Origin of the sequence: Bacillus sp. JS (assembly GCF_000259365.1) — a bacterium.
GTDB classification, from domain to species: Bacteria; Bacillota; Bacilli; order Bacillales; family Bacillaceae; genus Bacillus; species Bacillus stercoris.
The window spans coordinates 4,056,600-4,082,985 of sequence record NC_017743.1 but is presented as its reverse complement, the minus strand read 5'-3'; the positions used below and the strand labels follow the sequence as shown (position 1 = coordinate 4,082,985).

The following is a 26,386-nucleotide window of genomic DNA, read 5'->3' as shown; positions in this document are numbered from 1 at the left end:
CGTATATGAGCATAGATGAGGTCCTAAAAAAGCTTGAAGAATTAGCCCAAAAAGTCCATACGCTTGAACAATCCTCCCAGGAGAAACGCACCCCTTCTGTTTTTGTGAAGATGGATGTACAGGAATTGAATGTAGAGAAGCTGCATTTAGACGATTTAGCGTTTCATCTCGATCACCTGGATGTACAGGAGCTAAGCGGGATGCTGAATCTTGGCAACGTATTCTCTCCTCATGTTCATCAGAAATCCACATCGCAGTCTCGATTAAAGAAAACAAAAAAAGATGATATTGAGGTCAAAATAGACGGAAAACCAGTGCCGTATACCATCAATCAGGGAAAGGATGTTTAACGTGAAACGGTTTTCTCCCTCTTTTTTTATTGGCTCCATTTCCATTGGTACGGTTGAAGGCGCATCATGTGTAAACCTCGGAAACAACCTCCCCAGCGGTTTTGTGAATTATAAAAAACAAAACCAAGGATTCGGCTCCATTTCAGGAGACCATAATGATATCCACGATATTTTAGCGACAATAGAGGAAAACGGCACACAGGATGCTTTTCATTATGAAGGTGGTCTTCAAGGAAAAAACGAGCAGGTGCTCGAACAGATAGAGCAGGAAATGCTAGCTTCGGGGCTTGATATAGAGGAACAGGACGAGGAGAAGGTAAATGGGGACGGGCCGGATTCTTTGATGTAATGGGAGAGCTGCCAACTGGCAGCTCTCTTTTTCATGTTCTATAGTTTAATCCGTTTTACTTCCCCTAATACAAACACATAAAAAACCAAGCCCAGCAACAGCACAAAACCGGCTACCAGAAAGCTGAGCGTAAAGGAGCCTGTCACATCAAACAAATACCCTGTCAGTGATGCAGCAATAATGCCTCCGAACAGGTTGTTTGCGAGGTTCACCATAGAGCTCAGCATGGATACGGAACCGATCGGCGCGAGCTCAGCGGAGATGGACCAGCCAACCGGAGCGGTAGCAGAAATTCCAGCGAGCCCGATGGAAATACAAATAATCGCTACGGTAATATTGTTCGTCAGAATGGAGCCCAAAAAGAAAAAGCCGAAGCTCATCCCGACTATGATTACGGTTCGATACACCTTGGTGTTTGGATAGCCTTTCTTAATAAAATAATCGACGAGCCATCCGCCGACAGCGATTCCAGAAATGGTTGAGATCAGCCACGGCACGGCTGTAAATAAACCGGACGACATGAGATCCATCCCGTATGTATGTTTAAAGAAAGTCGGAAGCCAGGTAAGCAGCAGATTGAATGTATACCCGTACCCTGTAAATCCGATCATTAAGCCCCATACTTTGCGGTTGGTGAAAAGCTTTTTTAAAAGCGGACCCGTTTTGTAAGGGATTTGCTCTGTATTAATGGTGTTGTGTTTTTGAATATAGTTGAGTTCACTTTTGGAAATGCGTTTGTGCCGTTCAGGCTGTTCATAATACTGCCAGAAAAAGATCGTAAACAGCACATTGATGCATCCAATCGTCAAAAAGGCGACACGCCAGTCAAACGTTGTGACAAGAAAGGCGACCAATGGCGCTCCGATGACGTTTGAAAACTTGGCGGCTGAATCGAACAGTGAATTTGCCAATCCCCGCTCACTTGGAGGAAACCATAGAGCGGTTGCCTTAGAGGCAGCAGGGAATGCAGAGGCGCTCGTCAGCCCAATGAGAAACCGGAACAGATACAGCAGCAATTTCCCCTGTAAAAAAGCAAGAAGGATCGTTAAAAAGCTCCATATTGTCATTCCAACCCTTGTGACCCATGCCACCCCAAACCGGTCCAGCAAACTTCCGACAGGCAGCTGCATCAGTGTATAGGAATACGTGTAAATGGAAAATACGATGCCGAGTTCAGTTGCAGTAAGGTGAAACGAATCTTGTATCGCAGGTGCCGCTACAGAGATGGCCACTCGGTCAAAATAATTAAGAATAATAATGCCGCTAAGTAACGAAGATATGTACCATCTGGTATGCCCAGGCCGTTTCACGCGCTCTTGACTCATGATGAAAACCTCCTCTTTCATAGCATGATCTCCTGATGGAAAAACCATTCAAATTTTAAATACCACAGCGCGCTTTTATGTAAACGGAAGGAATTTGACTGGAACAGATGGGTGCTTTAGAATGAAAGTAATAAAAATGAACACTCCAAAGGGGAGTAGCTTTCACAGTAAAGTCGTCATTACGGGACAAGATGTCCTCGGCTTTGCTGGCAATCTAATTGTTAGCGAGACCTTTGCCAAATCTGATTTGGTGAAGGTCTTTTTGTTTCGGAACTTCACCAAATTGGTGGAGTTTTTTTCATTTTTATCAAAAAGGGAGAGGAGCGTCAGGATGTCTACGTTGAAAAAGTGGCTGAAGCGTGAACTGGTGAGAAAAGGGCTGCCGTTAGCGAAAGAGAAATTGATCCCGATCTTAAAAGAAACAGTGAAGAAGAAACGTTGAGGAGGCTGACAATGAAGATTATTTTGACAGTACTTGCCGGAGTGGGTCTTTTGAGTGCAGGCGGCTGCGGTATGCTTGATCAGGTGAACGACGGGTTGAACTATACGGGTGAGGCAGCGGGGTATGTGGAGAAGGTGAAGACATTTGCAGAGGAAGCGCCTGAATTGGCTGAGAAAGCTGTAAATGACACCGAGGCGAAAGAAAACCTTGAAGCGCAGCTTGAGTCGATTCAGAAGGCTGCCGCTGATTTTAATGAGTTAACACCGCCTGATGCCGCGGCGGAGATTCATCAAACCATTCAGGAGCATAACGAAACCTTGCAGAAAAGCGCTGAAGAGGTGTTGAAACAAGTCGAGAAAGGCAAGGTATCGCTTGAAGATTTGGAGCAGTCAGACCTGGTCCAAAACGCAAAGCAAATCACTGATGTAATGGGACAGATTGAAAAGCTTGGTGAATAAGAAAAAGCATCCCGACACGGGATGCTTTTTGATTATTCAGCCATTGCGTCAGTTAAGACAGGAACGACTTGTTTTTTACGGGACACAACGCCTTTTAAGAGAGCTGTGTTGTTTTCTAATGTCACGTTGAACGCTTTTTCCACTTTCGCTGCTTCGTTACCGATTGCAAGAGCAAGTGAATCATTTTCTAAGATATCTGTGATAACAAGAAGGAACAGATCAAGATTCTTCTCAGCCACAACGTTTGAGATCACAGCTTCTAATTCAGCTTGGCGTTTTTTCACATCTTCAATGTCCACTGTGTTTACTTGTGCGATTTCGACTTTCTTGCTGCCGAGTGTAAATTCTTTCGCATCAAGAGAAATGAGCTCTTCCACTGTTTTCTTACTTAGATCAGCGCCTGCTTTCAGCATGTTCAAGCCGTATTCTTCAGCATCTACGCCAGCGATCTCCGCAAGCTCTTTTGCTGCTGCTACGTCTTGGTCCGTGCAAGTTGGGGATTTGAATAACAGTGAGTCAGAAATGATCGCAGACAGCATCAGGCCGGCAATTTCTTTTTCGATTTTCACGTTATTTTCTTTGTACATTTTGTTTAAGATCGTAGCCGTACAGCCTACAGGCTCAGCACGATAGTAAAGCGGCTCAGCTGTTTCAAAGTTGGCGATGCGGTGATGGTCGATAACCTCTAAAACCTGAACATCTTCAATGTCTTTGATGCTTTGCTGGCGTTCGTTATGGTCAACCAGGATAACGCCGTTTACTTCGTTTGCAGCTGTTTCAACAAGGCGCGGGCTTTCTTGTTTGAAATAGTCAAGCGCGTATTGTGTTTCGCCGTTTACTTGTCCAAGACGGACAGGCTCAGCATTGAAGCCGAGTTTGTTTTTCAAATCAGCATAAGCAATCGCAGAACAAATCGTATCTGTGTCTGGGTTTTGGTGTCCGAAAATAAGTATCTTTTCCATGATAGCTCCTATCCTTTTTTAAGTAGTGTCATCTTTATATAGTTTAACACGTCTTGCTGCAGGTGTAATCATGCAAACCCTTAAAAATTGATGTGAATAAGAAGCATTTTCTTTGAGCTGAGGAGAAAAGCTGTGTAAAATACTGGGTAGCTTAGTTGCAAAATGTAATGTAGTATCAAAAAAGGTACTATTGGAGGGTCATAAATGAGTGAAAAAAAGAATATATACCCGAACAAAGAAGGCTGTCCAGTTGAATTTACGCTAGATGTCATTGGCGGAAAGTGGAAAGGAATTCTTTTTTATCACATGATAGAGGGCAAGAAACGGTTTAATGAGTTTCGGCGAATCTGCCCGAATATTACTCAAAGAATGCTTACTCTTCAGCTGCGGGAGCTGGAAGCGGACGGCATCGTGCATCGTGAGGTTTATCAACAGGTGCCGCCGAAGGTTGAGTATTCTCTGACGGAATTCGGGCGAACACTTGAACCGATTGTTTTGCAAATGAAAGAATGGGGAGAATCCAACAGAGACGTGCTGGAATCTTATCGTACGAACGGCTTGCTGAAGGATCAGCAAAAATAGCAGCAAAGGGAACTCCTTTGCTGCTTGTTTTATTTCATTGAAAGGGCTCTGTTGGCGTTTCTGACGTCATTTTTCAACAGTTCAGAAAGGTTGTAAGACGGATAGTATCCATGCTGATACATGTATCGATAAACTTGGCCGTGCAGCTGGATGGCAGCATTCAGCTGTTTGACCAGTACGTTTCTTAATTGAGGTGTTGCTGTTTCTGTAATGGCGATGGCATAGCTGCGGACAGACGTTTTGGCAAAACCGAGCAGGTCACCGCTGTAAAATGGATTATCTGCGCGTTCTTCTTCTTCATCCTCTCTGTGCGGAGCCTGTGGAAAGAACGGAAGAAGCTCTCTCAAATTTTGCTCAACGGCCTGAATAGACACGTTATAAAGCTGTTTGAGCTGAGGATCTTTTACTTCTCTTACCATTTTCTTCAGTTTAATAAGTCCGTTTGATTGAAAAGCAACCAGCTCGTGCATTTCTAGTGTTTCATGCCAAGCCAATGTTCTGCGTTCATCCATGTGAAAATTCTCCTTTATCAATCAGATTCCATATCAGCATATGCCCAACGCTCAATGTTGTTCATGATGTTTTGAAGTTTTTAAAAAGGGAAATTCACCTTATATAGGCTACGGGTTGAGAACATGCACAAAGAGGTGAAATTCAATGTGGGACATGATAAAGAACTTTTTCTTGTTTAGCAGCGGCGTTCTGCAAGCAACAACTATTTTACTGGTGATCTTAATTTTTATGTATGTCAGAAAAACGAAAAAGAAAAACAAAGAATCTTCTGGCTTTATGGATGATAAACATTAATGGTGATGGGCATTCTTTTCCAAGAATGTCTTTTCCTTTTTTTATGTTTCACATGAAACATTAGCGTCATTTTACTTGCGATTTGGACTTATGTTAAAATATAAAAGTGAAATTTAGAGATGATATAAAAACATTCGGTGCAAAGCGTTTGCAGCGATAACAAAAGAGCAGTCGTTTATGCTGCTCTTTTCTATTCGTATGTTCGAGATGATACGAGGTGACTAAGTGAAACAAACGAGAGCATTAATGGAAGGTGCTATTTTAATCAGTCTGTTTGCGATCATCACGCTTTTGGTCGTTTATGTTCCTGTGATTGGAACAATTCTGTTATTTGCACTGCCGCTGCCAATGATCCTGTATACGATCAGACATGGATTGAAGCTAGGGATATGGATGGGCGCTGTCAGTCTTCCGGTTGTTTTTATTGTCGGGTCCTTTAACGGACTTATTGTAGCTTTTATGTCAGCTTGCGCCGGCATTGCCATGGGACATTTTTTCAAAAGGAAAGAGCCCGGGCACGCCATTATTTCGGGCGCGCTTATTTATATGCTAAGTATTGTCTTCTATTTTGTGATAAGCATTCAGTTTTTGGGTATCAATATCATTGATGAGGCGATGACACAATACCGGCAATCTCTTGATATTGTAGAAAATGTAGTGAAGCAGTCGGGCAATGCTGAACAGTTTGAGAAGCAATTAAAACTGATGGAAGAACAATTGGGTATCGTTCAATATCTTTTTCCAACAGCTATTGTGATGGTAGGAGCTATTTTTTCTTTCCTCAGTTACCTTATCGCTAAGCCGCTCTTAAGGCGATTCTCCCCCGATATTCCTAATCTAAAGCCTTTTAGAGAGTTGAAGTTTCCGCAAAGTGTTGTAGTGCTGTATTTGATCATTGTCATGCTTTCATTTTTGCCTTTAGAAAAAGGCCAAATGCTGTACTCTATCGCTTTAAATGGGGAGTTTATACTCGGGTTTCTGATTTTTATCCAAGGTTTATCATTTATCTTTTTCTATTGCCATAAGAAACAATATCCGAAGGCTGCGGCTGTGATTGCTGTCGTACTCGGGTTTGTGCATCCGGTATTCATGGCAGTCATTCGCATTTTAGGCGTCTTAGATATAGGCTTTCATATAAGGAATAAGGTGAAGTGAACATGAGTTTTACTCACATGGTGGGGAGTGATAGAAATGCCAAGCTTTTATGAAAAACCGCTGTTTCGGTATCCCATCTACGCATTGATTGCTCTGTCAATCATTACAATCCTCATCAGCTTTTATTTTAACTGGATATTAGGAGCCGTCGAAGTGCTGCTGCTGGCAGTTATTTTGTTTTTTATTAGACGTGCTGATTCTCTTATTCGAAAAGAGATAGATGCTTATATTTCAACGTTATCCTACAGGTTGAAAAAAGTCGGTGAAGAGGCATTGATGGAAATGCCGATCGGAATCATGCTTTTTAATGACCAATATTATATAGAATGGGCAAATCCGTTTCTTTCCTCTTGCTTTAATGAAAGCACTTTAGTGGGGAGATCACTTTACGATACTTGTGAATCGGTGGTACCGCTGATCAAACAAGAGGTGGAATCGGAAACGGTTTCATTGAATGACCGTAAGTTTAGGGTTGTCATCAAACGGGATGAGCGTCTCTTATACTTCTTTGATGTTACAGAACAAATCCAGATTGAAAAGCTATATGAAAACGAAAGAACCGTGCTGGCCTATATTTTCCTTGATAACTATGATGATGTGACACAAGGATTGGATGACCAGACGAGAAGCACGATGAACAGCCAGGTGACATCTCTGCTGAACGCTTGGGCGCAGGAGTACGGGATCTTCTTGAAACGGACGTCTTCAGAACGCTTTATCGCTGTGCTTAATGAACACATCTTAACTGAACTCGAAAATTCGAAGTTTTCGATTCTTGATGAAGTGCGGGAAAAAACCTCATTTGACGGTGTAGCGCTGACGTTAAGCGTCGGTGTCGGGGCTTCGGTCTCTTCCTTGAAAGAACTTGGCGATTTGGCGCAATCCAGCTTAGATTTAGCACTGGGACGCGGCGGAGACCAGGTAGCCATTAAGCTGCCAAACGGCAAGGTGAAGTTTTACGGAGGTAAAACAAATCCAATGGAGAAACGAACAAGGGTGCGGGCCCGCGTCATTTCTCATGCCTTAAAGGAAATCGTCTCTGAAAGCAGCAATGTGATTATCATGGGGCATAAATTCCCCGACATGGATTCTATCGGCGCAGCGATCGGGATTTTAAAGGTGGCACAGGCAAATAACAAAGATGGCTTTATTGTGATTGACCCAAATCAAATCGGATCAAGTGTGCAGCGTTTGATTGAGGAAATCAAAAAATATGAAGAGCTGTGGTCAAGATTTATTACGCCTGAAGAAGCGATGGAAATTTCTAATGATGACACGCTTCTTGTGATCGTTGATACACATAAGCCGTCGCTTGTTATGGAGGAACGGCTGGTCAATAAAATTGAACATATCGTGGTCATCGACCATCACCGCAGGGGTGAGGAGTTTATCAGAGACCCGCTGCTCGTTTATATGGAACCGTACGCTTCTTCCACAGCGGAATTGGTGACAGAGCTGCTTGAATATCAGCCGAAACGCTTAAAAATCAATATGATTGAAGCAACAGCCCTATTAGCTGGTATAATAGTGGATACAAAGAGCTTTTCTCTCCGCACGGGCTCGCGGACTTTTGATGCGGCTTCTTATTTAAGGGCAAAAGGCGCCGATACGGTGCTGGTGCAGAAGTTCCTGAAAGAAACCGTTGATTCCTATATTAAACGGGCGAAGCTGATCCAGCATACGGTCCTCTATAAAGATAACATTGCGATTGCTTCTCTTCCTGAAAATGAAGAGGAATACTTCGATCAAGTCCTGATTGCGCAGGCTGCCGATTCGCTGCTGTCGATGAGTGAGGTTGAGGCTTCATTTGCGGTGGCGAGACGGGATGAACAAACGGTTTGTATCAGTGCGCGGTCACTTGGCGAGGTAAATGTGCAGATCATCATGGAGGCGCTGGAAGGCGGAGGGCATTTAACAAATGCGGCGACGCAGTTGTCCGGCATTTCAGTTTCTGAAGCGCTGGAACGGCTGAAGCACGCCATAGATGAGTATTTTGAGGGAGGCGTACAGAGATGAAGGTTATTTTCTTACAAGATGTAAAAGGAAAAGGAAAAAAAGGTGAAGTCAAAAACGTAGCAGACGGTTATGCGCATAACTTTCTCATTAAAAAAGGCCTCGCGGTTGAAGCGAACGCGTCAAACATCAGCGCGCTAAACGGACAAAAGCAGAAAGAGAAAAAAGAAGCCATTGCCGAGCTTGAGCAGGCTAAGAGCTTGAAAGAGACATTAGAAAAACTGACTGTTGAACTTAGCGCAAAATCAGGTGAAGGCGGCCGTTTATTTGGTTCAGTGACAAGCAAGCAAATCACTGAACAGCTGCAAAAAGACCATAACATTAAAGTAGATAAGCGGAAGCTTGAACTGCCGGACGGCATTCGTGCATTAGGATACACAAACGTGCCTGTGAAGCTGCATCCTGAGGTGCAGGCAGTGTTAAAGGTACATGTAAAAGAAGAAGCTTAATAGAAAAAGAGGCTTGGATCAATCCAAGCCTCTTTTTTATTCCACGAGATAAAGAGTTTGCTGGCTTTCTCCGCCAGGTCCTCCTCTCATCATGCCTTGCTGAGTGCTGTTTGTGCTGTTGGAGGAACTGCTGTACTCTTCAGACGATATTTCTTTTCCGTTTTTCTTAATCCAGGAAACAAGTTCGCTGTTGCCTGAGTTGTTTTCTGAGAGAAGAAAGTATTTCACTTTGCCTTCTTTGATTAGTTTTTTCAGTTCGGACACAGTCAGAATGGGATCCGTGCCATTAAACCCACCCATTGCCATAACAGACTCATTTTCGTTAATGATGTATGGCGCAGCTGTTACGGTTGTCAAAGTGGCAAATAAATATTCTTCGCCAGTATTGTGCTTTCTCAGATAGGACAGGAGCCCGCTGTCGACCTCTGAAGAGAACATGTTCCCGCCGTTTGCCGAGCTTTTGAGCTGCGGGCCGGATTCAGGAAGGACGCTGTTGCCTCCGTATAGAAGCGGCGTTGCTGACCAATAGACTGGTGTGAGCAGCAGAATGCACAAGCTGAGGATGGTCAGTTGCTTACTGAACGGATGATTGCGTTTAAGCATCAAAAGTGCAAGGGTGATCCCGAGTCCTAAGAGTCCCAGTACGTACATCCATACACTGCCGATTTGGCTTGTATAAGCACTCAGGATATACACCTGGAACGCGGATGTGATCAGAACGGCTGCTGGCAGAAGATAGCTGGACCAGTCTTTATTGTTTTTGTATAAGCGGTACATCGAATGCCAGCCGATTCCAGAAAGCGCGGCAATCGGCGGTGCCAGCATAATCAAGTAATACTGGTGGAAGAATCCCGCGATGCTGAAGAAACCAGCCACAGGAACGAGCCATGCCGTCCAGAATAGCGTTTCTTTCATTTCAGCAGCCTGTCCGCGGCGATCACGATACCAGCTGACGATTCCGCCTAGCAATCCGATCAATGCGAATGGAAGCATCCAGCTGATTTGGCCGGAAAGTGCCGATTGGAAGAGACGGAGCGGTCCAGCATCACCGGTGCCGAACATATTCATGCTTTTTCCGCCGCCACCGCCAGGCCCTCCATTTCCAGGTCCGTTGCCGCCTGTGGGAGGTGTGCCTCCGCCTCCATTGGAAGCGCCGGTTTGTCCGTTAGGCGGCTGAGGCGCTTGTGAATGGTTTCCGAATGATTGATTTCCGTTCTGAGAAAAAGATGAACCGTTACCATTTGGCGCTTGCATGTTGTCTTGATTCTGCATGTTCCCTCCGCCAGCAGCATTCATATCACCCTTTGCCAGGCCCGTAGTTTGCCCAAGCAGTCGCTCGGTGCCGTTGTAGCCAAAGGCCAGTTCTAACACGGAGTTGGTCTGGCTGCTTCCGACATAAGGCCGGCTGGAGGGTGAGATCGAATCCACTGCAACCGCCCATGAGAGGGAGAGGCCTGTGAGAAGGACAAGAGACAGAATCAGAGATCCGATTTTTTTCTTCAGAGCAACCCGGGAAGCAATCAGGTAGAATATCACAAATGCAGGCAAGACCATAAATGCTTGCATCATCTTCATATTAAAGGCGAGCCCAATTAGGGCAAATGCCGTCAGCAGCCAAACCAGCTTGCCTTGTTTTACTGCCTTAAGCAGGCAAGCTGAACCGAGCAATAAGGTAAAGACAAGCATGCTGTCAATATTGTTTGTCCGGCTGACAGCTGCTGCAATAGGGGTCAGTGCCATGACAAGTGCGGCAATGCGGGCCGCTCCAACTCCAAAAGTCGGCTTAATCATTCTGTAGAGAAGGAATACAGATCCAACTCCGGCGAGAGCCTGAGGAAGGATCACACTCCACGTGTGAACGCCGAAAATCAGTGCGAAAATCGTTTGAACCCATAACACAACAGGCGGCTTATCCACTGTGACAAATCCGGAAGGGTCAAATGACGCATAGAAGAAATTGTGGAAGCTTTGCGTCATGCTTTTCACAGCAGCCAAATAGTACTGGTTCGCTGTGTCATCCTGCCAAATGTTATACATATTCAGAAAAGCCGCTGTAAGCAAAATAAGAATAAGAGCTGCGTCGAATCGTTTGGTTTTCATCGTTTTTCACCTCTTTATAGTGTCTCATTGTAAAAAACAAATATGAAAAACCTATGAATAAATCATAAATATTCAAAGAAAAAAGCGGAGATATCTTCCCCGCTTTCATGCTGAATTTCTTTGTTTTGCTGACTGAAAAATGTATCGATCTCGTCCGGCTCCCTGTCCGGCTGCTCCCATTACGATCAAGGCAGCAATGAGAAGCACAATCGGCATCGTCCATGAATGCGTCTGGTCAAAGAGATAGCCGACAAAGATTGGCCCGACTGCTGCCAGCAGGTAGCCGAATGACTGAGACATGCCTGACAGCGCAGCGGCCTGCTGGGCATTTTCACTGCGGAGGCCAATCAAAGTGAGCGCCAGACTAATGCTGGAGCCTTGCCCGATACCGATAATGATCATCCAGATGGCAAGCAATGTATGGCTGCCGCCCGCTAATAATCCGCAGAGGCCGATCAAATAAACTGAGGCCAGCGCTGCAACGATACCGCGCTGCTGTTTCACACGATCAGCTAAAACCGGTGTCAGAAAAGTGGAAGGCAGACTCGCAAATTGCATGAGTGATACCATCCACCCGGCTGTTGCCGTATCAATCCCGTGTGAACGGAGAATTTCAGGAAACCAAGCGATGCTGCTGTAAAATAAAAACGATTGCAGTCCCATAAAGATGGTGACATACCATGCCATTTTGGAAGCCCAAATGGAACTGTTTTGAAGCTTCACTGCCTTGTTTGCCGTATCCCGATGGCGCAGCTGGGGTATCCAGATCAGCAATGCAAGCAAAGCCAGCCCGCCCCATAAGAGAAAGGCCTGTTTCCATCCGCCATCCATCTGGGTCGCTAAAGGAACACTGACACCTGATGCCAACGCAGCGAATATATTCATTGATGTCGTATACAGGCTGATCATGAGCCCTGGCTTTTCAGGGTATTTATGTTTGATTAAGCTTGGCAAAAGTACGTTACCAATCGCAATCCCGACGCCGATAAGTGCCGTTCCGAAAAACAAAGCGGCAGTATATCCGGTAGAACGAGTCAAAACACCGATCAACAGTACCACGAGACCTAGCCATAAGGTTCGCTCATTTCCGAGGCGCTGCCCGAGCTTAGGCGCAAGCGGAGAAAGAACTGCAAATGAAAGCAGCGGCAGTGCGGTCAAAAACCCGGCTGCCCCATTTGACATGTGCAGCTCTGCCCGGATAGAGCTGATGACCGGACCGACTGAAGTGATCGCGGGCCGTAAGTTAAAGGCGATAAAGATAATGCCGGCGATCAGCCAAAATGATTGGATTTTTTTATTTTGTGGATGTGGCAAAGCAGTTACTCCTTTTTTCTAACATATACATCATATTATCCCGAAACAGGTAAGCAAGTATGTGAATGAAGGCTATGATTTGTCCTCTTTTTGCAATTCAGCCATTTTGGCCAGCAGAATATGCTGAGGCATATGCATGATCTGTTCAAGCGGCAGATTCAAGGACTCTGCAAGCTTTTGTGCAGTTTCAGCAGAAATTTGCAAAGGTCTCACAAAAGATCCCTCCTCTCTTCTGTCCATTGTACAAGAATCAGATGTGAAATGTAAGAAGATGTAACAAAGGAATAGAGCAATCGAAAAATGCCCGTTATAAATGATTGTAAGGAGGGCTCTTATGCACGCACCGTTGTCCTTATTAAAACAAATGCTGAAGGAACACCAAATAGACACTGAAAAAGCTGTCACATTCGAAGAATACTTAGCAGTGAGGCTAAAGCTTCAAGAGCTGATGGGGAAATTTGCTTCGCTTGAGGAGTGGGATCTGTATCAAAAAGCGGCAGATTTGATGATGGACATAGGCATCCAATGGATGAAATAAACCGATAACCGCTAAAAAACCCTCGCTGCAGCGAAGGCTTTCATTCACTAAAATGAGAGTTCCTCTTCCACATTTTTAAACTGGTCATAAATGACAAGCTTTGCCGGACTGTTTTCCTTAGCCACCTGTTTGGCCTTTTCAATAGCGGCGTCTTTAGACGTATACAAAGCTGTCGGCGCCACATTCTCCACCTCAATAAACCAGCCATCCGCATCAACATTCGGTGTAATCGCGTATTTTTTAATCATTTTTCATTCCTCCCTTATGTTTTATTGCATTTTTCCCGCCTTGTTACTGTCCAAAACGATCCAATCTGCTAACTGAAAAAAACAGGAAACAGACAATTTTTCTATTTTTTTTCTGTAGAAATGGTAGAATGGAGGTTGGAGATTTTTTAATGAGAGGACGGTGCTTAGCATGACAGACCTTCTGAATGATCGGCTTCCTCCGCAAAATATAGAAGCCGAACAAGCCGTGTTAGGCGCTATTTTTTTACAGCCGTCTGCTTTAACACTGGCTTCAGAAGTATTGATTCCAGATGATTTTTATAGAATGTCCCACCAAAAAATCTATAATGCGATGCTGGTGCTCGGTGACCGAGGTGAGCCGGTTGATCTGGTGACGGTAACTTCAGAGCTTGCAAACACAGACCTGCTGGAAGAAGTAGGCGGCATTTCATATCTGACAGATATCGCAAACTCGGTGCCGACAGCGGCTAACATAGAATATTACGCGAAAATCGTTGAGGAAAAATCGATTCTTCGCCGATTAATCAGAACCGCGACAACGATTGCTCAAGACGGGTATACCCGTGAAGATGAGGTCGAGGATTTACTCAGTGAAGCGGAAAAAACGATTATGGAAGTGGCACAGCGCAAAAATACGAGTGCCTTCCAAAACATTAAGGACGTCCTTGTCCAAACCTATGATAATATCGAACAGCTTCACAATCGAAAAGGTGATATCACAGGGATTCCAACAGGTTTTACGGAGCTTGACCGGATGACTGCGGGTTTCCAGCGCAACGACTTGATCATTGTGGCTGCCCGTCCGTCAGTGGGGAAAACAGCCTTTGCCCTGAACATCGCACAAAACGTGGCGACCAAGACCGATGAGAGCGTAGCGATTTTCAGTCTTGAGATGGGTGCAGAGCAGCTCGTTATGCGTATGCTCTGTGCCGAGGGAAATATCAATGCCCAGAATCTCCGTACCGGTAACCTGACTGAAGAGGATTGGGGCAAGCTGACGATGGCAATGGGAAGCCTGTCGAACAGCGGAATTTACATCGATGATACACCGGGGATTCGGGTAAGTGAAATCCGCGCCAAGTGCCGCCGCTTGAAGCAGGAAAGCGGGCTGGGCATGATTTTGATCGATTACCTGCAATTGATTCAGGGAAGCGGCCGTTCAAAGGACAACCGTCAGCAGGAAGTATCAGAAATTTCCCGTGAACTGAAGTCGATTGCCAGGGAGCTGCAAGTCCCTGTTATCGCGCTTTCTCAGCTTTCCCGGGGTGTTGAGCAGCGTCAGGATAAACGTCCGATGATGTCTGATATCCGGGAATCAGGAAGTATCGAGCAGGACGCGGATATTGTCGCGTTCCTTTATCGTGATGACTACTATGACAAAGAAACCGAGAATAAAAACATTATCGAAATCATTATCGCCAAACAGCGTAACGGCCCGGTAGGAACCGTGTCTCTTGCGTTCGTAAAAGAATACAACAAATTCGTCAACCTGGAACGGCGTTTTGATGACGCAGGCGTTCCGCCCGGCGCATAAGCCCCAAGAGCTGATCTTGGGGTTTTTTTCGTTCGAAAGGTGGAAGAGAAACCGTCCGCTCAGCGGATGAAAATTTGAAAGCGTTTTAATAAAATGGTGCAAAAAGGAGATGGTAACAATATGGGAAACCGTTTTTCGTCTTTTCACGCAGCACAAATCCGAATTGCGCGTCCTACAGGCCAGCTTGATGAGATTGTTCGTTTTTACGAAGAGGGACTGGGCTTGAAACGAATAGGAGAATTTTCACAGCATAACGGGTATGACGGTGTCATGTTCGGCCTTCCTCATGCCGATTATCATTTGGAATTCACTCAGTATGAAGGGGAAAGCACTGCCCCTGTTCCCCATCCCGACAGCCTCCTTGTTTTTTATGTGCCAGATGCAGATGAACTGAAAGCGATCAGTTCAAAGCTAAAGCACATGGGCTATCGAGAGGTGGAATCAGAGAATCCGTACTGGAGCAATGGGGGCGTGACGATAGAGGACCCGGACGGCTGGCGGGTTGTTTTTATGAATTCAAAAGGAATATCAGGCAAGTAATTCTTTTTCATGCTAAAGGATGAAAGTTTCACAAGCTTTTTATGACAAAATGGTGAGAAAACGCTTATAAAACGAATGAAAGCGAACGAATATAGATTTACAATAATTTAATGTTCGGATTTACAATTGACTTTCTGTTTCTTCACTGATAAACTTGATTTGTTTGAATAGAATCGTTTTGAAAGGTTAACGGAGGTGCACGGACATGTCTTCAGTAGTTGTAGTAGGTACGCAATGGGGCGATGAAGGAAAAGGTAAAATCACAGATTTCCTATCAGAAAATGCAGAAGTGATCGCCCGTTATCAAGGCGGAAATAACGCAGGGCATACAATCAAGTTTGACGGAATCACATACAAGCTTCACTTAATCCCGTCTGGAATTTTTTATAAGGATAAAACGTGTGTCATCGGAAACGGAATGGTTGTAGATCCGAAAGCATTAGTCACAGAGCTTGCGTATCTTCATGAACGCAACGTCAGTACAGATAACCTGAGAATCAGCAACAGAGCTCACGTCATTCTGCCGTATCATTTGAAATTGGATGAAGTGGAAGAAGAGCGTAAAGGGGCTAACAAGATCGGCACAACGAAAAAAGGAATCGGCCCTGCTTACATGGATAAAGCAGCCCGCATCGGAATTCGCATCGCGGATCTGTTAGACCGTGACGCGTTTGCGGAAAAGCTTGAACGCAATCTCGAAGAAAAAAACCGTCTGCTTGAGAAAATGTACGAGACAGAAGGGTTTAAAATTGAGGATATCTTAGACGAATATTATGAGTACGGCCAGCAGATCAAACAATACGTTTGCGATACATCTGTTGTCTTAAACGATGCTCTTGATGAAGGGCGCCGTGTATTATTTGAAGGCGCACAAGGGGTTATGCTTGATATCGACCAAGGAACATACCCGTTTGTTACGTCATCTAACCCGGTTGCCGGCGGTGTCACGATCGGTTCTGGTGTCGGCCCGACCAAAATTCAGCACGTTGTCGGTGTATCAAAAGCATATACGACTCGTGTCGGAGACGGTCCTTTCCCGACTGAGCTGAAAGATGAAATCGGTGATCAAATCCGTGAAGTCGGACGCGAATATGGAACAACAACAGGCCGCCCGCGCCGCGTCGGCTGGTTTGACAGCGTCGTTGTCCGCCACGCCCGCCGTGTGAGCGGAATTACAGATCTTTCTCTGAACTCAATTGACGTCTTAACAGGAATTGAAACGTTGAAAATCTGTGTGGCGTACCGCTACAAAGGCGAAATCATTGAAGAATTCCCAGCAAGTCTTAAAGCACTTGCTGAATGTGAGCCGGTTTATGAAGAAATGCCAGGCTGGACTGAGGATATTACAGGTGCGAAGAGCTTGAGCGAGCTTCCGGAAAATGCGCGCCATTATCTTGAGCGTGTGTCTCAGCTGACAGGCATTCCGCTTTCTATTTTCTCTGTCGGTCCAGACCGCTCACAAACAAATGTCCTTCGCAGTGTATACCGTGCGAACTAAATAGAATATGCCTGCAAGCCCCTATATCAGGGGCTTGTTTTTTGTTTGAAGCCCGCATATAAGTTGGTCTGAGAAAAAAATATGAAAAAAACCAAAAAAGTTATTGCCACTTCTATTTGTTCGTGATATTATAAATCTCGTTGTTACGGAAACTGCTTCAATAGAGTACGAGATAAGAACTAGATCTAAGTCGTTTGCTCTATAGAAATTCCGACATCTTTAAGAGCCATTAGCTCAGTTGGTAGAGCATCTGACTTTTAATCAGAGGGTCGAAGGTTCGAGTCCTTCATGGCTCACCATTTCGTGAAGGCCCGTTGGTCAAGCGGTTAAGACACCGCCCTTTCACGGCGGTAACACGGGTTCGAATCCCGTACGGGTCATTGATTTACTTTAGCGTTATTGCTAAATTCCTTATTTGTCTGTGAGAGCTGACACGACAGCTCTCCGGGCAATTACTGTAAGGTCCGGTAGTTCAGTTGGTTAGAATGCCTGCCTGTCACGCAGGAGGTCGCGGGTTCGAGTCCCGTCCGGACCGCCATTTTACTTTACTTGGTAGAGAAAAATAAAACATTTGGCTCGGTAGCTCAGTTGGTAGAGCAACGGACTGAAAATCCGTGTGTCGGCGGTTCGATTCCGTCCCGAGCCACTTACCAAACGCATCTGCAATCGTAGGTGCGTTTTTTCTTTTAGGAAAAAGGCAAACATGAGGAATGTTATAATAGAAGAAAAAGGGAGAACCGGCCCTGGGGCCGGTTCAAAGAAGAAGACGTCATTGATAAAGACGCACTCCGGTGAGGGGAGGTTTCAATAAAGTTATCTTTTTTAAAAAAAGTTGACCAGCATGACAAAAGATAAACAATGGGCGGATAAAGGTGAAATGTGTGTTTTTTTTCTAAACCTTTATTTTTTTTATCTTTTGCCCTTAAACCGTTATAATAGACAAGGACCCATTCTTTACATGGGTCTTAAGTGATGAAACGAATGTGATATAGATGAAATGAAGTCATTCGGCAGGAGGAAAATCAAAATGATGGATAAAAAGATCCTTGTAGTAGATGATGAAAAACCGATTGCAGATATATTGGAATTTAACTTAAGAAAAGAAGGCTATGAGGTGCACTGTGCCCACGACGGAAACGAAGCCGTTGAAATGGTAGAAGAGCTTCAGCCTGATTTAATTCTTTTAGATATTATGCTCCCTAATAAAGACGGCGTTGAAGTATGCCGTGAAGTCAGAAAGAAATACGATATGCCAATCATTATGCTGACGGCTAAGGATTCAGAAATTGACAAGGTTATCGGACTCGAAATCGGTGCTGATGACTATGTCACAAAACCATTCAGCACACGCGAGCTTCTGGCGCGTGTAAAAGCGAATCTGCGCCGCCAGCTGACAACAGCGCCTGCGGAGGAAGAGCCTTCCTCTAATGAGATTCATATCGGCTCTCTCGTCATCTTCCCTGACGCGTACGTTGTATCAAAACGAGATGAAACAATCGAATTGACTCATCGTGAGTTCGAATTGCTTCATTATTTAGCAAAACATATCGGACAAGTGATGACCCGTGAACACTTGCTTCAAACCGTTTGGGGCTATGATTACTTCGGCGATGTCAGAACGGTTGACGTAACAGTCCGCCGGCTTCGTGAAAAAATTGAGGACAACCCGAGCCATCCAAATTGGATTGTCACACGCCGCGGTGTAGGTTATTACTTGAGAAACCCAGAACAGGACTAATGCCCATATGAATAAGGTTGGTTTTTTTCGGTCGATCCAATTTAAAATTACCTTGATTTATGTGCTTTTGATCATCATTGCTATGCAAATCATTGGTGTGTATTTTGTCAATCAGGTAGAGAAGTCGCTGATCAGCTCTTATGAACAATCGCTGAATCAGCGAATCGACAACCTTTCTTATTATATCGAACAAGAATATAAGAGCGATAACGACAGCACTGTCATAAAGGATGACGTCAGCCGTATCCTGAGTGATTTCACGAAAAGTGATGAGGTTCGGGAAATTAGTTTTGTAGATAAAAGCTATGAAGTGGTCGGGTCTTCAAAGCCGTATGGTGAGGAAGTGGCAGGGAAACAAACGACCGATCTGATTTTTAAGAGGATTTTTTCCACCAAACAGTCGTATTTAAGAAAATATTATGACCCGAAAAGCAAAATCAGAGTTCTTATTTCCGCGAAGCCCGTCATGACTGAAAACCAAGAGGTTGTCGGCGCGATCTATGTTGTCGCGAGTATGGAAGATGTCTTTAATCAAATGAAGACAATCAACACGATACTAGCGTCCGGCACAGGTTTGGCACTCGTTTTGACGGCTCTTCTCGGTATTTTTCTGGCAAGAACCATTACCCACCCGCTTTCAGATATGCGAAAGCAGGCGATGGAGCTTGCGAAAGGGAATTTCTCAAGGAAGGTTAAAAAGTACGGGCATGATGAAATTGGTCAGCTCGCCACAACGTTTAACCACTTAACGAGAGAACTTGAAGATGCTCAGGCGATGACTGAAGGGGAACGAAGAAAGCTAGCCTCTGTTATTGCCTATATGACAGACGGCGTTATCGCCACAAACCGAAACGGAGCAATTATTCTCCTAAACAGTCCGGCGCTGGAGCTGTTGAACGTTTCACGTGAAACAGCCTTAGAAATGCCGATTACAAGCTTGCTGGGGCTTCAAGAGAATTATACTTTTGAAGATTTGGTGGAGCAGCAGGATTCTATGCTGCTTGAAATTGAGCGCGATGATCAATTAACGGTGCTTCGCGTGAATTTCTCTGTGATTCAAAGGGAACACGGCAAAATTGATGGTTTAATCGCTGTCATTTATGATGTAACCGAACAAGAGAAAATGGATCAGGAACGCAGAGAATTCGTTGCGAATGTATCACATGAGCTGCGGACGCCGCTCACGACAATGCGCAGCTATTTAGAAGCGTTAGCTGAAGGCGCGTGGGAAAATAAAGACATTGCTCCGCGCTTCTTGATGGTGACGCAAAATGAAACAGAGCGTATGATCCGGCTTGTCAATGATTTGCTTCAGCTGTCGAAATTTGACAGTAAGGATTATCAATTTAACCGGGAATGGATTCAGATTGTCCGGTTTATGTCGCTTATTATTGACCGTTTTGAAATGACAAAAGAGCAGCATGTGGAGTTTATCCGCAATCTGCCGGACAGAAACCTGTACGTCGAGATTGACCAGGATAAAATTACGCAGGTGCTCGATAATATTATTTCTAACGCATTAAAATACTCACCCGAAGGCGGACATGTCACGTTCTCGATTGATGTCAATGAAGAGGAAGAACTGCTCTATATCAGCGTGAAGGATGAAGGGATCGGCATTCCGAAAAAAGATGTCGAAAAAGTCTTTGACCGCTTCTACAGGGTGGATAAAGCGAGAACGAGAAAGCTTGGCGGCACCGGCCTGGGATTGGCGATTGCCAAGGAAATGGTACAGGCGCACGGTGGAGATATTTGGGCGGACAGCATAGAAGGAAAAGGCACGACGATTACATTTACTCTTCCATATAAAGAGGAACAAGAGGATGATTGGGATGAAGCGTGAAAATATAAAAACGATATTACTTACCGTACTCGTCGTCATCAGTCTTGTTTTCACATGGGGGATATGGACGTTCCAGCCAAACTTTTCTGAAGGCTCATCCTCAACAGAGTCTACCGTGCGTGAGAAACACAAAATCGAAAAAACGACCCAAAAGCTGTCTGAAACGGTAAGGCCGCGAGACATGTTTATCCATGATGACGGCGCTCATTACAAAGTGGATGACAATGCCCTCTATGAAGAAATCTGGTCTGACTTGCCGCATTGGGATGTAAAAGGAATTAAAGATATTTCGGATCAGTATGACAAGTCTGGATTCAAGAGTTGGTTTTATGGTATAGGCGGTTCTGAAGCCAAGCTTGATTTGCAATTCAGCGATACGATCCCGATTGATATTTTCCAAACGCTGTTTAAATGGTCTAATCAGTCGTTTGAATACAGTTCGTTTGATCATATTCTGATCCCATTCAATGAAACAAAAGCGAACAAGAAAATCTATTTGGTGTCTTACAGCAAACAGCTCATTCTTGAAGTGACGGTTGAGTCGGCAAACTACCGGAACATTATGAACGACTTGAAAAACAGGCAATCAAATATGCCGGCGTTCAGTTTGTTCTCCATTGGCTCAAAGAAAGAGTTCTTGCTGCCAAACAAACCGCTTACGATGGACAAAAAAGAATTTGTCACTGAATCGATTAAAACAAATACCTTTAAGCAGGCTTTGTTTAGCGATCCGAGCATTGTAAGGGAAGATTCGAATTACAACAACAGAAATGTACTGACAGATGGGATCAGCCGTTTAGATGTGAATCTTAGCCAGCGCCAGGTGCAATTCCAGCAGCGCAATTTGGTGCAGAGCACATCCTATCAAACGGGAGAATTAATCAAAAAGAGCCAAAAATACCTTGAGGATACCGGAAGCTGGACGGATCACTATCAATTTTTCAGTATCAATGACAGCCAACAGCTGAGCTTCTATATCTTTATGGATCAGCTCCCGGTCATTAACAGCACCACCAAACCTTTCGGAGCGACATCGGCGATTACGGTGCAATGGGCGAATGATGACATTCTCAGCTATAAGCGGCCGAATTACAGTCTCGGAACGAATCCGATTAAAACAAGTGAAACAGAGCTGATGAGCGGCAGCGAAGTGAAGATGCTGCTTTCGAGACAAACCGCTTATGATACGGACAAAATTGATCAGATCTTCCTTGCTTATCAATTGGTATCCACATCAACCAACGATGATCCTCTCGTTGAACTGGAACCGGTTTGGGCGATGAAAGTAAATGGAAAAATTGTGCCGATTACAAAGGACTTATTGAAAAAGGAGGAGGCTAACAGTGGAGTGGAATAAGACAAAATCAATCTTCATCGTTGCCTTCCTCATTTTAGATATTTTCTTAGGCTATCAGTTTTTTCAAAAATGGCAGGCTACCGGCAAGGAATATGAAGTCATTAAAAATGATGTCGAGCACGACATGAGGGCCGATCATATCACGTATGAAGGCTTGAATAAGGAAGCGACAGAAGGCTATCGGATCACAGCAAATCAAAAAGCCTTCACCAAGGAGGAAATTGAGGCGCTGAAGGATCAAAAGCCTTTGATGGACATGCCTAGTGATGATCATAAAGTAACGAGCCTGAAAATGAAGTTTGCAAATCCAATCGCCCTGTCAAAGAAGAATATCGAAGACGATGCGCAGGCACTTGTTTCTTCGAAGATTCAAGATGGCGAAAAATATAAGCTTTGGAAGGTTGATAAATCGAAGAAAGAAATTATTTTCTTCCAAACGTATGAAGGCCATTATATTTACCAAAAGACCGATAATCCCTCTAATATGATCGGGCAAGTGGTATTGCACTTAAACGGTAAAAACGAGGTTGTGTCGTACGACCAGACAACGCTTGAGACCTTCAAGCAAATCCAGAAAGAAAGCTTAATTACTGAAATGGATGCGGTTGAGCTGTTGTACTATCAAAATCAATTAAAAGAATACAGCACTGTGAAGAGCTGTAAATTCGGCTATGTAGCACAATATCCGCTGACAAGTACGCAGGTGCTGGCGCCGGTATGGAGAATTACAGTCGAGTACGATAAAAAAGTGAACGGCGAGAAAAAGACAGTACAAGAGTATTTTACTGTGAATGCTTTGGAGAGTACGATTTTAGATACAGATCAATGAAAATAATGGAGTGAGACAGACATGAGCTTGCAATTTAGCGTACTTGCGAGCGGGAGTACGGGAAATGCGTTTTACCTTGAAACAGAGGATCACGCATTTTTAGTGGACGCCGGTTTGAGCGGGAAAGCCATGGACGGGCTGATGGCGCAGATCGGGCGTAAGCTGGATGATGTAGACGGCATTTTTGTGACGCATGAGCATAGTGACCATATTAAGGGCCTTGGTGTGGTCGCCAGAAAGTACAAGCTTCCGATCTATGCGAATGAGAAGACTTGGAAAGCGATGGAGAATCAAATCGGGAAAATTGACACCGATCAAAAGTTTGTATTTCCGATGGAATCAGTCAAATCGTTCGGCGGACTTGATGTTGAATCGTTTGGCGTTTCCCACGATGCGGCCGAGCCGATGTTTTATGTGTTCCATTATAACGGCCGAAAGCTCGCATTAATGACAGATACGGGATATGTCAGCGACCGGATGAAAGGCATTATCCGTTCTGCGAATGTGTTTGTGTTTGAAAGCAATCATGATGTCGGCATGCTGCAAATGGGAAGATACCCGTGGAGCATCAAGCGGCGGATTTTAAGTGACGTCGGGCACGTTTCAAATGAAGATGCTGCCCTGGCGATGACGGATGTCATTGGCGATGAGACGTCCCGTATTTACCTGGCGCACTTAAGCCAGGACAACAACATGAAGGAGCTGGCAAGAATGTCTGTGCAGCAGACATTGGCTTCTAAAGGATTTGTGACGGGTGAGACATTTGACTTATACGACACCGACCCGAAGAAGGCCACTCCGCTTTGCGCTGTATAATTTTTCTATGTAAATCATGACTATTCTAGGAGTTTCTAACCCACAATATAACCATATTAACGTTCTTGGAAAGGATGGAATATGGTGGATTACGAACGTGAGGAAGAACATACTACTCCTGAACAGCCAAAGAGAAGCAAAAAAGGATATTTTCTTTCAAGTCTGATCGGCGTGATTGTCGGTGCCGTATTAATGGCGTTTATCATGCCGTACCTTTCAAATGAAGGGCTAGATACAGGCGCTTTAGATCAGCAGCAGAACAACAACGGCCGGGAATCAATCAGGACGGTGAATGTCAGTGTCAACAATACGGTCACCAAGATTGTCAGCAATGTGTCGCCCGCCGTTGTCGGTGTTGTGAACATCCAAAAATCAGATATACGGGGAGAGAGCGGCGAGGCTGGGAGCGGCTCTGGCGTCATCTATAAGAAAAATGACCATACCGCTTATGTCGTGACCAACCATCATGTCATCGAAGGCGCTTCCCAAATTGAAATCAGCTTGAAAGACGGCTCACGTGTATCAGCTGATCTTGTCGGCAGCGACCAGCTGATGGACCTTGCCGTTTTACGGGTGAAAAGCGATAAGATTAAAGCAGTCGCCGATTTCGGAAATTCAGATAAAGTGAAGTCTGGGGAGCCGGTTATTGCGATCGGGAACCCGTTAGGCCTTGAGTTTGCTGGCTCTGTCACACAAGGCGTCATCTCGGGTACGGAGAGGGCGATCCCAGTGGATTCAAACGGTGACGGACAGCCTGATTGGAACGCAGAAGTCCTGCAAACAGATGCGGCCATTAACCCTGGGAACAGCGGCGGCGCTTTGTTAAATATGGATGGGAAGGTCATTGGCATCAATTCAATGAAAATTGCCGAGTCAGCAGTTGAAGGGATTGGCCTGTCCATTCCGTCTAAGCTCGTGATCCCTGTGATAGAGGATTTAGAGAGATACGGAAAGGTCAAACGCCCGTTCCTTGGCATTGAGATGAAATCCTTAAGCGATATCGCAAGCTATCATTGGGATGAAACATTAAAGCTTCCTAAGAACGTCACCAATGGAGCGGTTGTGATGGGCGTAGACGCCTTTTCACCTGCCGGAAAAGCAGGACTGAAGGAACTCGATGTCATCACGGAATTTGACGGATACAAAGTAAATGATATTGTTGATCTGCGAAAACGGCTTTATCAGAAAAAAGTCGGTGATCGGGTGAAGGTGAAGTTTTACCGCGGCGGAAAAGAAAAATCTGTTGACATCAAGCTGTCGTCCGCAGACCAATTAGGAAGTTAATCAAACAGTCTGGCATCGTTTGCCAGGCTGTTTTGATATGCAAAAAAACTGAACGGGGGTCACGCCCGTTCAGTTGAAAAGGATATATCGAATATGAAGAAAAATACAAGATGGATGTTACACGTGAAACAGCAGTAAATGGCTGTTAGCTGCAAATACTTCCGTTATCTGCATGGACTTTAATGGTTTGAACCGTGTGGTTGCTGGCTGTGATGGTGATGATGTACACATAGGTGCCATTTTCTTTCTTCAATGCAGAAGATGTGACGGTACCTTTGCATTTGTTCAACGCAATGCTTTGTGCTTTTGCTTTTGTGATCGCGGCTTGTTTATGTTCAACGTGATGCTTGACGATTTTTCCGCTGTTGCGGTTAATGTTAAAGGTGTGAATTTTGCCATCCTCACCAAGCACCTTAATGACATAGACATAAACGCCGTCTGCTTTCTTCATTTGTGCTGATTGAACTACGCCTTTGCAGTTCTTTATAGCGACAGTTTTTGTTTTAGAGAGCGTAATAGAAGCCTGCTGCTGGGTTTGAACTTTAGCAGTGTCTTCTTTATGCAGAACAGCCGCGTGTGCGGATGATAAAGAACTGATTGAAATGACCGCGCCTAAAGCAGCTGCAGAACATATTTTCATATTCATTTGTGGGTCCTCCTTAGAAAAAGAACTGAACGCGGGTCACACACGTTCAGTTTAAAAGAGTATTTAGAAAAAGGTAGACATGAACTTAGAACTTTGTGTTAAAACAAGACTGGTGTTATACGTTGAATTTGAGTTATTTTACTGCTGGCAAGCAGTTATTTTATTTGCAAATGCTTCCGTTTTCAGCGTTCACTTTCACTGTATGTTCAGTGTGGTTTTGGGCAGTAATTTTAAACACGTAAACGAATGTGCCGTTCTCTTTCTTCAAATCAGTAGATTTCACTGTGCCTTTACATTTATTTAGTGCAATTTGATGTGCTTTTGTTTTTGTAACGGCTGCGTTTTTCTTTTGCACTTCTTGTTTTACGATTTTACCGCTGTCACAGTTGACATGGATTTTATGAGTTTTTCCATCTTCGCCAAGCACTTTGACAACGTAGATGTATGCGCCGTTTTCTTTCTTCAGTTCAGAAGATTGAACTGCGCCTTTGCATTTGTTGAGTGCGATTTGATGCGCTTTTGTTTTAGAAAGATGTGCTTGTTTCTTTTGCTCGTGTTTTGCGACTTTGCCGTTTTCTCCATTGATATGGAGCGTGTGAAGGCTTCCGTCTTCACCCATTACTTTCACGACGTAAGCGTAAACACCGTTTTCTTGCTTCAGCTCAGAAGATTGAATCGCACCTTTGCAGTTTTTCAAAGCGATCGATTGGGCTTTTGTTTTGCTGATATAGATTTGTTTCTTTTGAACATCATGTTTCACAACTTTGCCGCTGTTGCAGTTGACGTTCATCGTATGCTGTTTGCCGTCCTCACCGAGAACTTTCACAACATATACGTATGTGCCGTTCACTTTCTTCATTTGGGCCGTTTGAACCGCACCTTTGCATTTGTTCAACGCAACCTGTTTTGCCTTTGCTATTGTGATGGAAGCCTGCTGCTTCGTCTCGACCTTCGTTGATGTATCATCCTTTTGAATGACCGCGGCGTGAGCAGAAGTGAAAGAACTGATTGAAATAATCGTTCCCAGTGCAGCTCCTGATAAAACTTTAGTGATATTCATGTGAGATTCCTCCTTTATTTCATTGTTGGCTGTACCAACTAAGGCAATTGTATAGGCTGAAGCTGAAAATCAAATGAGGGCTGGCTGAAAACTTGCTGAATTCAGCTGATTTTTAGGGAAGATTCAGTTTGTTTTCAGGTAAAAACGAA

At 44.5% G+C, this 26,386-nt stretch carries 28 protein-coding genes, 4 tRNA genes and 1 pseudogene; 24 read left to right on the top strand and 9 right to left on the bottom strand.

The genetic code is table 11. The features are described 5' to 3' along the window. The first annotated feature begins 5 nt into the window (after positions 1–5). Both MY9_RS20695 and MY9_RS20685 read left to right on the top strand, forming a co-directional pair. Positions 6–350 (top strand): hypothetical protein, encoded by a 345-nt coding sequence (locus tag MY9_RS20695; protein ID WP_014666111.1) that lies wholly within the window; start codon positions 6–8, stop codon positions 348–350. 1 nt (position 351) lies between these two features. Then, positions 352–699 (top strand): hypothetical protein, encoded by a 348-nt coding sequence (locus tag MY9_RS20685; protein WP_014666110.1) that lies wholly within the window; start codon positions 352–354, stop codon positions 697–699. Positions 700–737: 38 nt separating this feature from the next. On the opposite strand, the gene MY9_RS20680 is transcribed toward MY9_RS20685, so the two are convergent. Then, a complete protein-coding gene (locus MY9_RS20680; protein WP_014666109.1) occupies positions 738–2,045 on the bottom strand; it encodes an MFS transporter in 1,308 nt (435 codons plus the stop codon). Between the two features lie 100 nt (positions 2,046–2,145). On the opposite strand from MY9_RS20680, the gene MY9_RS22060 reads away from it, so the two are divergent. After that, complete coding sequence (locus MY9_RS22060) at positions 2,146–2,466, top strand: hypothetical protein (RefSeq protein WP_040081162.1); 321 nt, start codon at positions 2,146–2,148, stop codon at positions 2,464–2,466. An 11-nt stretch (positions 2,467–2,477) separates the two neighbouring features. After that, positions 2,478–2,924, top strand: coding sequence for a DUF6376 family protein (locus MY9_RS20670; RefSeq protein WP_014666107.1), 447 nt, complete (start codon positions 2,478–2,480; stop codon positions 2,922–2,924). A 32-nt stretch (positions 2,925–2,956) separates the two neighbouring features. Here MY9_RS20670 and MY9_RS20665 read toward each other — a convergent pair whose 3' ends face one another. Continuing rightward, positions 2,957–3,886 (bottom strand): manganese-dependent inorganic pyrophosphatase, encoded by a 930-nt coding sequence (locus MY9_RS20665; RefSeq protein WP_014666106.1) that lies wholly within the window; start codon positions 3,884–3,886, stop codon positions 2,957–2,959. Between the two features lie 204 nt (positions 3,887–4,090). Here MY9_RS20665 and hypR point away from each other — a divergent pair, with 204 nt between their 5' ends. Then, the gene (hypR, locus tag MY9_RS20660) at positions 4,091–4,468 is read left to right on the top strand and encodes a transcriptional regulator HypR (protein ID WP_014666105.1); all 378 of its coding nucleotides are present in this window, start codon (positions 4,091–4,093) and stop codon (positions 4,466–4,468) included. Between the two features lie 29 nt (positions 4,469–4,497). Here the strand turns inward: hypR and cotF are convergent, their stop codons facing one another. Further along, the gene (gene cotF / locus MY9_RS20655; RefSeq protein ID WP_014666104.1) at positions 4,498–4,980 is read right to left on the bottom strand and encodes a spore coat protein CotF; all 483 of its coding nucleotides are present in this window, start codon (positions 4,978–4,980) and stop codon (positions 4,498–4,500) included. Between the two features lie 145 nt (positions 4,981–5,125). Between cotF and MY9_RS20650 the strand changes: the two genes are divergently transcribed. From MY9_RS20650 to rplI, 4 genes are all read left to right on the top strand, one after another. Next, positions 5,126–5,275 carry a hypothetical protein gene (locus MY9_RS20650; RefSeq protein ID WP_014666103.1) on the top strand — a complete coding sequence of 50 codons (150 nt, stop codon included), beginning with the start codon at positions 5,126–5,128 and terminating at the stop codon, positions 5,273–5,275. Positions 5,276–5,500: 225 nt separating this feature from the next. After that, entirely contained in the window at positions 5,501–6,430 is a 930-nt protein-coding gene (locus MY9_RS20645; protein ID WP_014666102.1) for a YybS family protein, read from the top strand. A gap of 36 nt (positions 6,431–6,466) precedes the next feature. Next, positions 6,467–8,446: a cyclic-di-AMP phosphodiesterase GdpP gene (gene gdpP, locus MY9_RS20640; protein ID WP_014666101.1), complete on the top strand. Its 1,980-nt coding sequence runs from the start codon at positions 6,467–6,469 to the stop codon at positions 8,444–8,446. Further along, positions 8,443–8,892, top strand: coding sequence for a 50S ribosomal protein L9 (rplI, locus tag MY9_RS20635; protein ID WP_003226915.1), 450 nt, complete (start codon positions 8,443–8,445; stop codon positions 8,890–8,892). The genes gdpP and rplI overlap by 4 nt, the downstream gene beginning before the upstream one ends. A 36-nt stretch (positions 8,893–8,928) precedes the next feature. Here rplI and MY9_RS20630 read toward each other — a convergent pair whose 3' ends face one another. From MY9_RS20630 to MY9_RS20620, 3 genes are all read right to left on the bottom strand, one after another. Then, positions 8,929–10,992 (bottom strand): ArnT family glycosyltransferase, encoded by a 2,064-nt coding sequence (locus MY9_RS20630; RefSeq protein WP_014666100.1) that lies wholly within the window; start codon positions 10,990–10,992, stop codon positions 8,929–8,931. Positions 10,993–11,097: 105 nt separating this feature from the next. Next, a complete protein-coding gene (locus MY9_RS20625; protein WP_014666098.1) occupies positions 11,098–12,306 on the bottom strand; it encodes a CynX/NimT family MFS transporter in 1,209 nt (402 codons plus the stop codon). Between the two features lie 72 nt (positions 12,307–12,378). Next, the gene (locus tag MY9_RS20620; RefSeq protein ID WP_003242786.1) at positions 12,379–12,519 is read right to left on the bottom strand and encodes a YycC family protein; all 141 of its coding nucleotides are present in this window, start codon (positions 12,517–12,519) and stop codon (positions 12,379–12,381) included. A 121-nt stretch (positions 12,520–12,640) separates the two neighbouring features. Between MY9_RS20620 and MY9_RS20615 the strand changes: the two genes are divergently transcribed. Next, positions 12,641–12,844 carry a hypothetical protein gene (locus tag MY9_RS20615; RefSeq protein WP_014666096.1) on the top strand — a complete coding sequence of 68 codons (204 nt, stop codon included), beginning with the start codon at positions 12,641–12,643 and terminating at the stop codon, positions 12,842–12,844. Positions 12,845–12,891: 47 nt separating this feature from the next. Here MY9_RS20615 and MY9_RS20610 read toward each other — a convergent pair whose 3' ends face one another. Further along, positions 12,892–13,092, bottom strand: a complete 201-nt coding sequence (locus tag MY9_RS20610; protein ID WP_014666095.1) for a DUF2188 domain-containing protein — start codon at positions 13,090–13,092, stop codon at positions 12,892–12,894. 169 nt (positions 13,093–13,261) lie between these two features. Between MY9_RS20610 and dnaB the strand changes: the two genes are divergently transcribed. The 14 genes and pseudogenes from dnaB to MY9_RS21720 all read left to right on the top strand — a co-directional run bounded on the left by dnaB (position 13,262) and on the right by MY9_RS21720 (position 24,680). Further along, positions 13,262–14,626 carry a replicative DNA helicase gene (gene dnaB, locus MY9_RS20600; protein ID WP_003226923.1) on the top strand — a complete coding sequence of 455 codons (1,365 nt, stop codon included), beginning with the start codon at positions 13,262–13,264 and terminating at the stop codon, positions 14,624–14,626. Between the two features lie 120 nt (positions 14,627–14,746). Continuing rightward, positions 14,747–15,166, top strand: coding sequence for a VOC family protein (locus MY9_RS20595; protein ID WP_014666094.1), 420 nt, complete (start codon positions 14,747–14,749; stop codon positions 15,164–15,166). Positions 15,167–15,371: 205 nt separating this feature from the next. Continuing rightward, the gene (purA, locus tag MY9_RS20590; protein ID WP_014666093.1) at positions 15,372–16,664 is read left to right on the top strand and encodes an adenylosuccinate synthase; all 1,293 of its coding nucleotides are present in this window, start codon (positions 15,372–15,374) and stop codon (positions 16,662–16,664) included. A 223-nt stretch (positions 16,665–16,887) separates the two neighbouring features. Beyond that, a tRNA-Lys gene (locus MY9_RS20585) sits at positions 16,888–16,963 on the top strand. Positions 16,964–16,972: 9 nt separating this feature from the next. After that, positions 16,973–17,044, top strand: a tRNA-Glu gene (locus MY9_RS20580). 81 nt (positions 17,045–17,125) lie between these two features. Next, positions 17,126–17,202: transfer RNA gene (locus MY9_RS20575), tRNA-Asp, on the top strand. Positions 17,203–17,237: 35 nt separating this feature from the next. Then, positions 17,238–17,310: transfer RNA gene (locus MY9_RS20570), tRNA-Phe, on the top strand. 384 nt (positions 17,311–17,694) lie between these two features. Continuing rightward, positions 17,695–18,402, top strand: coding sequence for a cell wall metabolism DNA-binding response regulator WalR (gene walR, locus MY9_RS20565; protein ID WP_003244363.1), 708 nt, complete (start codon positions 17,695–17,697; stop codon positions 18,400–18,402). A 7-nt stretch (positions 18,403–18,409) separates the two neighbouring features. Then, positions 18,410–20,245: a cell wall metabolism sensor histidine kinase WalK gene (walK, locus tag MY9_RS20560; RefSeq protein WP_014666092.1), complete on the top strand. Its 1,836-nt coding sequence runs from the start codon at positions 18,410–18,412 to the stop codon at positions 20,243–20,245. Next, positions 20,235–21,602 carry a WalRK two-component regulatory system regulator WalH gene (gene walH / locus MY9_RS20555; RefSeq protein WP_014666091.1) on the top strand — a complete coding sequence of 456 codons (1,368 nt, stop codon included), beginning with the start codon at positions 20,235–20,237 and terminating at the stop codon, positions 21,600–21,602. Before walK ends, walH begins: the two co-directional genes overlap by 11 nt. Further along, positions 21,589–22,431, top strand: coding sequence for a WalRK two-component regulatory system regulator WalI (gene walI, locus MY9_RS20550; protein WP_014666090.1), 843 nt, complete (start codon positions 21,589–21,591; stop codon positions 22,429–22,431). The genes walH and walI overlap by 14 nt, the downstream gene beginning before the upstream one ends. Before the next feature lie 21 nt (positions 22,432–22,452). Continuing rightward, positions 22,453–23,247: an MBL fold metallo-hydrolase gene (locus MY9_RS20545; protein WP_014666089.1), complete on the top strand. Its 795-nt coding sequence runs from the start codon at positions 22,453–22,455 to the stop codon at positions 23,245–23,247. Positions 23,248–23,328: 81 nt separating this feature from the next. Further along, complete coding sequence (gene htrC / locus MY9_RS20540) at positions 23,329–24,531, top strand: serine protease HtrC (RefSeq protein ID WP_014666088.1); 1,203 nt, start codon at positions 23,329–23,331, stop codon at positions 24,529–24,531. Between the two features lie 19 nt (positions 24,532–24,550). Continuing rightward, a pseudogene (locus tag MY9_RS21720) lies at positions 24,551–24,680 on the top strand (hypothetical protein). Here MY9_RS21720 and MY9_RS20530 read toward each other — a convergent pair. Both MY9_RS20530 and MY9_RS20525 read right to left on the bottom strand, forming a co-directional pair. Next, positions 24,677–25,177 carry a PepSY domain-containing protein gene (locus MY9_RS20530; RefSeq protein WP_014666087.1) on the bottom strand — a complete coding sequence of 167 codons (501 nt, stop codon included), beginning with the start codon at positions 25,175–25,177 and terminating at the stop codon, positions 24,677–24,679. The pseudogene MY9_RS21720 and the gene MY9_RS20530 overlap by 4 nt on opposite strands. Before the next feature lie 160 nt (positions 25,178–25,337). Next, positions 25,338–26,237 carry a PepSY domain-containing protein gene (locus MY9_RS20525; RefSeq protein WP_014666086.1) on the bottom strand — a complete coding sequence of 300 codons (900 nt, stop codon included), beginning with the start codon at positions 26,235–26,237 and terminating at the stop codon, positions 25,338–25,340. Positions 26,238–26,386 lie beyond the last annotated feature (149 nt).